The organism is Sporichthya sp. (genome assembly GCF_013815995.1).
Taxonomy (GTDB): Bacteria; Actinomycetota; Actinomycetes; order Sporichthyales; family Sporichthyaceae; genus Sporichthya.
This window is the reverse complement of sequence record NZ_JACDFE010000282.1, coordinates 1-4,973: the sequence shown is the minus strand read 5'-3', so window position 1 is coordinate 4,973 and position 4,973 is coordinate 1. Positions and strand designations below refer to the sequence as shown.

Below are 4,973 nucleotides of genomic sequence, written 5' to 3'. Positions count from 1 at the left end.
ACCGGAAGGTGGCCGCCGTCGCCGACGTGTTGGTACTCCGGATTGCCCCCGCGTTTAGTGCTCGTCAGCGGTGGCAGTGGCCGGAGTGCCGGCCAGACGCGTGGTTTCGTCGTGAAACTCAGAGGCGATCTCGCGCAGCTTCAGCTCGTACTGGCGGCCGTGGTGGGCGCAGAAGAGCAGATCGGTCCCCTTGGTGAGGACCACGCGGATGTAGGCCTGGGCTCCACACCGGTCACACCGGTCGGCAGCCGTCAGTGGAGTGGTCGTGGCAAGCAGTGCGGTCACGGTCGCCCCTCTCGATCGGTGGTACCCGGGCTAACAATCCCTTCGGATGTTTGGTTCCCGTCCTGCGACGTTACCCGGTACTAGTTTCCGATCACGCATGTCGTGAATCACAGAACGCCAACACTTGGCACCTTCGGCCCTGCCGATGCCGTGCCTTGATGATGCCTGAAGAACTTCGTGCAGGACGCCAGCTTGGACGGGTGGATACGCGTGTCCGGTTCCGGCTGGTACGCACAAACGCATTCGATCTACCCGAACGGCGCGTTGGCATCCACCTTCCGGACGATGCACGCAAGGCGGCGGCGCGCCGTGAAATTCCCGTCGGAGGGCGCGGATAACCTCTAGGGGTGAGCGCATCGGAGGCCCGGGCGGGCGAGCGCAGCGAGTCCGCCAATATGCAGAGCACCCCCGGTCAGGCCGGGGCCGAGCGCAGCGAGGTTCCGGCTTGACCGCCCAGACCACAGCCCTTTCCGGGGCCCCGGATTCCGGGTACACCGCCCGCCACCTGCTGGTTCTCGAGGGGCTGGAGGCGGTTCGCAAGCGTCCCGGCATGTACATCGGCTCCACGGACTCCCGCGGACTCATGCACTGCCTCTGGGAGATCATCGACAACGCCGTGGACGAGGCCCTCGGGGGCCACTGCACCGCCATTGACGTGCTGCTTCACGCTGACGGGTCGGTCGAGGTCAGGGACGACGGGCGCGGCATTCCGGTCGACAAGGAGCCCAAAACCGGGCTTTCCGGCGTCGAGGTCGTGATGACCAAGCTGCACGCCGGCGGCAAGTTCGGCGGCGGATCCTATGCCGCGACCGGCGGTCTGCATGGTGTCGGTGCGTCGGTGGTGAATGCGCTGTCAGAACGCCTGGACGTCGAAGTCGACCGGGATGGCGCAACGCACGGCGTCAGCTTCCGCCGCGGCACCGCGGGTTCGTTCGACGCGGACGGCCCGAAGGCGAAGTTCACGCCCGCCTCGGGGCTGTCCAAGGTCCGGCGCGTCGCTAAACGGGTCACCGGGACCCGGGTCCGGTTCTGGCCGGACCGGCAGATCTTCCTGGCCGAGGCCAAGCTCTCGCGTGAGGAACTGCACAACCGCGCTCGGCAGACCGCGTTCCTGGTGCCCGGGCTGACGATTCGGGTCAGTGACCGCAGAAAGGTGGTAGGCGAGGCCGGAGCCCCGGCCGAGGAGACCTTCCACTTCGACGGCGGCATCAGTGCGTTCTGTGACTACCTCGCCCCCGACGTCGCAGTGATGGACACGCTGCGTCTGGTCGGCTCGGAGACCTTCGTCGAGACCGTGCCGGTCCTCGACGAGGCCGGCCACATGACCGCCACCGAGGTCACCCGCGAACTCGGCGTCGACATCGCGCTGCGCTGGGGGACCGGCTACGACGCCACGGTGCGCTCGTTCGTGAACATCATCGCGACCCCCAAGGGCGGCACGCACATCCAAGGTTTCGAGCGGGCGCTGGTGAAGACGTTCACCGACGTGGCCAAAACGACCAAGGCGCTCAAGGCCAACGACGAGTCGCTGCTCAAGGACGACGTCCTCGAGGGCCTGACCGCCGTGGTCACGGTGCGCCTGGCCGAGCCGCAGTTCGAGGGCCAGACCAAGGAGATCCTCGGCACCTCGGCCGCGACCCGCATCGTGAGCAACGTCGTCGCGCGCGAACTCAAGGCCTTCCTCACCACCACCCGCGGCCCGAACAAAGCTGCGGCCCGCACCGTGCTGGACAAGGTCGTCTCCGCAGCCCGCACCCGCGTCGCGGCCCGTCAGCACAAGGAGACGCAGCGCCGCAAGAACGCGCTGGAGACCTCCTCGCTGCCCGCCAAGCTCTGCGACTGCCGCAGCGAGGACATCGGGCGCAGCGAGCTGTTCATCGTCGAGGGTGACTCCGCACTGGGTACCGCGAAGCGGGCCCGCAACGCGCAGTTCCAGGCGCTGCTGCCCATCCGCGGCAAAATTCTCAACGTGCAGAAGGCGACCCTGGGCGACATGCTCAAGAACGCCGAGTGCGCCTCGATCATCCAGGTGATCGGCGCCGGCTCCGGGCGCACCTTCGACCTCGACTCGGCCCGCTACGGCAAGGTCATCCTGATGACCGACGCCGACGTCGACGGCGCGCACATCCGCACCCTGCTGCTCACGCTGATCCACCGGTACATGCGCCCGCTGGTCGAGGCAGGGCGGGTGTACGCCGCGATGCCGCCGCTGCACCGCATCGAGGTGGTCAACGCGGGGCGCAAGGCGAACGAGTACATCTACACCTACACCGACGCCGAGTTGCGCCGCACGGTCACCGACCTGGCCAAGAAGGGCCGCAAACTCAAGGATCCGATCCAGCGCTACAAGGGTCTCGGCGAGATGGACGCCGACCAGTTGGCCGACACCACGATGAGCCCGGGCTCGCGCACCCTGCGCCGGATCGCCCCCGGCGATCTGGCCGATGCCGAGCGGGTGTTCGAGTTGCTGATGGGCAATGACGTGGCCCCGCGTAAGGAGTTCATCGTCGGTTCGGCGTCCATGTTGGACCGATCGCGCATCGACGCTTAGGGCGCACCTGCGTTCAATTCCCCCCAAACGGGGCAATTCCCCTTGGCGGACCGCCGACGTAGGCTGCCGTCGAGGCGAGGAGTCCCCCATGGTGCGTCGTACGCTCGCGGCCGGTGCCGCGTTGACCCTGGCCGTCACTACCGGCGCGGTGCTCGCGAACACCGCTGGTCCCTCCGGTGAGGTGGCCTTCCAGCCTGCGACCGCGTCCGACAGTGCAATCGGATCGGCGCCCGCGGGCGGCCCGCAGATCGCCCGCGCGGTCCTCAAGGACGCCGCCGGCAAGAAGGTCGGCGTCGTCACCTTCCGCAACGTCGGCAAGGTGACCGAGGTGATCGCGGTCTTCCGCAAGAACGCCAACGTCGGCGCCGGCTTCCACGGTTTCCACGTCCACGCCAACAACCTGCCCGACGCCGGCACCGGCTGCGTCGCCGACGCCGGCGGGGACCCGGCGACCTGGTTCCTGTCCGCTGACGGTCACCTCGCCGACGAGGGCGAGACCCACGGCAAGCACGTCGGCGACATGCCGAGCGTGTACACCCTCGCGGGCGGCAAGGCCCGGATCGCCTTCCAGATCGACAAGATCCCGTTCGGCCGCCTGGTCAACTCTGCCGTCATGCTGCACGCCGGCCCGGACAACTTCGCCAACGTTCCGGTGGGCAACGGGTCCGACCAGTACACCGAGAACTCGCCCGCGGCCACCGACAAGACCATGAAGACCGGCAACGCCGGTAACCGCGTCGCCTGCGGAGTCATCAAGAAGTTGTGACGTGCGTCAGCGCAGCGGGCGCAGGCCGTTGCGGACTTCGGTGACGAAGGCCTCGGGGCACTGCATGGCGGCGAAGTGCCCGCCGGTCTCCATCTGGTTGAAGTAGCGCATGCCGGTGTAGCGGGTGCGCGCCCATCGCTCGCTGATCGTCATGACGTCGTGCGGGAAGTTGGAGTACGCGCTCGGCGCTGTGCACTCGCTGAAGTCGGTGAAGACCATCGCCATCGACTCCCAGTACAGCCGCGCCGAGCTGGCTCCGGTGTTGGTCAGCCAGTACAGCGAGATGTTGTCCAGCAGGTGGTCGCGGGAGAACGCCTCTTCGGGGTGGTCGACGCCGCTCCACGCCCGGAACTTCTCCAGGATCCAGGCGCACTGGCCGGCGGGGGAGTCCGCGAGGGAGTACCCGAGGGTCTGCGGCCGGGTCGACTGCTGCTGGGCGTAGCCGTTCTCCTGCTCGACGTAGGCGCCCATCTTGCCGAGCTGGCCCATCTCCTCGGGCGTGGGCTCGCCGAGCTCCATCAACGACTCGGGTTTGGCCAGGGCGAAGTTGAGGTGGATGCCGTCCACGCCGTCGGCCTGGTTGTAGGTGCCCATCACCGTGGTCACCAGCGAGCCCCAGTCCCCGCCCTGGGCGAGGAAGCGGGGATAGCCCAGGGCCTTCATCAGGTTGCACCACTCGGCGGCGATCTTCTTCACCGACCACCCGGACACGGTCGGCTTGGCACTGAAGCCGTAGCCGGGCAGTGACGGGCACACCACGTGGAAGGCATCGGCGGGGTCGCCGCCGTGGGCCGCGGGGTTGCGCAGCGGCTCGATCACGTCGAGGAACTCGACGATCGACCCCGGCCAGCCGTGGGTCATGATCAGCGGCGTCGCGTTCGGTTCGGGGGACGGGGCGTGGATGGCGTGGATGTCCAGGCCGTCGAGGTTCACCAGGACGTGGTCGAAGGCGTTCAGCCTCGCCTCCGCCCGGCGCCAGTCGTAGCCGTTCGCCCAGTACTGGCAGACCTCCCGCACGTAGTCCAGCGGGATGCCCTGGGACCAGTCCGGGACCGTCTGCGCGTCCGGCCAGCGGGTCCGGGCCAGCCGCTCGCGCAGGTCCTTGAGGTCGTCGTCTGAGATGTCCACGCGGAACGGGGTGATGGTCATGGGCGGACCCTAGGGCCCGTCAGGCCGCCTTGTCTGCGGCTGGTGACTCGGACTCACGGGGCCCGCCAACTCAGCCCACCGGTCCGCCGACCGCGGTGACAGGTTTCGTCAGCTTGACCCCCGAGCCGTCGCGTCGCGGGTCGACCTCGGGCAGCTCGGCGGGGGCGCCGTTGCCGCTGGAGGCGCGGGCCGGCGCGGCGCCGGCCCAGGCCAGGGTGAGGG

4 protein-coding genes are annotated in these 4,973 nt (G+C 68.5%); 2 read left to right on the top strand and 2 right to left on the bottom strand.

Annotation, left to right across the window (positions count from 1 at the left end; translation table 11 throughout):
* Positions 1-54 precede the first annotated feature (54 nt).
* The gene (locus tag H0X00_RS21550; protein WP_293774707.1) at positions 55-285 is read right to left on the bottom strand and encodes a hypothetical protein; all 231 of its coding nucleotides are present in this window, start codon (positions 283-285) and stop codon (positions 55-57) included.
* 445 nt (positions 286-730) lie between these two features.
* On the opposite strand from H0X00_RS21550, the gene H0X00_RS21545 reads away from it, so the two are divergent.
* Both H0X00_RS21545 and H0X00_RS21540 read left to right on the top strand, forming a co-directional pair.
* Positions 731-2,836 carry a DNA topoisomerase IV subunit B gene (locus H0X00_RS21545; protein WP_293774706.1) on the top strand — a complete coding sequence of 702 codons (2,106 nt, stop codon included), beginning with the start codon at positions 731-733 and terminating at the stop codon, positions 2,834-2,836.
* A gap of 88 nt (positions 2,837-2,924) precedes the next feature.
* Entirely contained in the window at positions 2,925-3,602 is a 678-nt protein-coding gene (locus tag H0X00_RS21540; RefSeq protein ID WP_293774705.1) for a superoxide dismutase family protein, read from the top strand.
* A gap of 6 nt (positions 3,603-3,608) precedes the next feature.
* Here H0X00_RS21540 and H0X00_RS21535 read toward each other — a convergent pair whose 3' ends face one another.
* Positions 3,609-4,751: an epoxide hydrolase family protein gene (locus tag H0X00_RS21535; RefSeq protein ID WP_293774703.1), complete on the bottom strand. Its 1,143-nt coding sequence runs from the start codon at positions 4,749-4,751 to the stop codon at positions 3,609-3,611.
* Positions 4,752-4,973 lie beyond the last annotated feature (222 nt).

Bases quoted from the DNA above. Each gene is read 5' to 3' on its own strand.
- H0X00_RS21535 (WP_293774703.1), bottom strand. From the start codon at position 4,751: ATGACCATCACCCCGTTCCGCGTGGACATCTCAGACGACGACCTCAAG.
- H0X00_RS21540 (WP_293774705.1), top strand. From the start codon at position 2,925: ATGGTGCGTCGTACGCTCGCGGCCGGTGCCGCGTTGACCCTGGCCGTC.